This window comes from Limosilactobacillus sp. DJ3M12 (assembly GCF_947381695.1).
Taxonomy (GTDB): domain Bacteria; phylum Bacillota; class Bacilli; order Lactobacillales; family Lactobacillaceae; genus Limosilactobacillus; species Limosilactobacillus kinnaridis.
Genome location: NZ_CANCWY010000070.1, coordinates 1 through 401, shown reverse-complemented (window position 1 = coordinate 401; position 401 = coordinate 1). Strand labels below are relative to the sequence as shown.

Sequence of the window (401 nt, the reverse complement as noted above, 5' to 3'; positions counted from 1 at the left end):
GAAAATACTGTGTCATTAACTACATCAGCGCGGGACCAAAATTCACGAAATAATACTGCTGATGCACCAAAGACAACAGCAATGCAAAACCAAAATTCAACTAACAATTCTCAAAAACAAGAATCTGAAACTAATATTGTTTCAAAAGATACAACCCAAAGCCAAGCAGAAACTTTTAATATGAATTTTGTAGCAGTAACACCTAAAGCTACAGAAACTGTTGCACAAAATGGATGGCAAACGGAAGACGGGAATAGTTACTATTACAAAGATGGTCAAAAATTAACCGGTCAACAAAACATTGATGGTAAGGATTACTACTTCAATGGTCAAGGACAACAGCAAAAAAATTATTTCTTAAATGAAAATAACCATACTTATTATTTCCAAGCAGATGGAAC

The 401-nt window shown here is 33.7% G+C and carries 1 protein-coding gene; it reads left to right on the top strand.

Annotated features, from left to right (window positions below):
- The coding region (locus QOS06_RS10750; protein WP_502868068.1) for a hypothetical protein at positions 1 to 401 on the top strand (401 nt) is incomplete at both ends.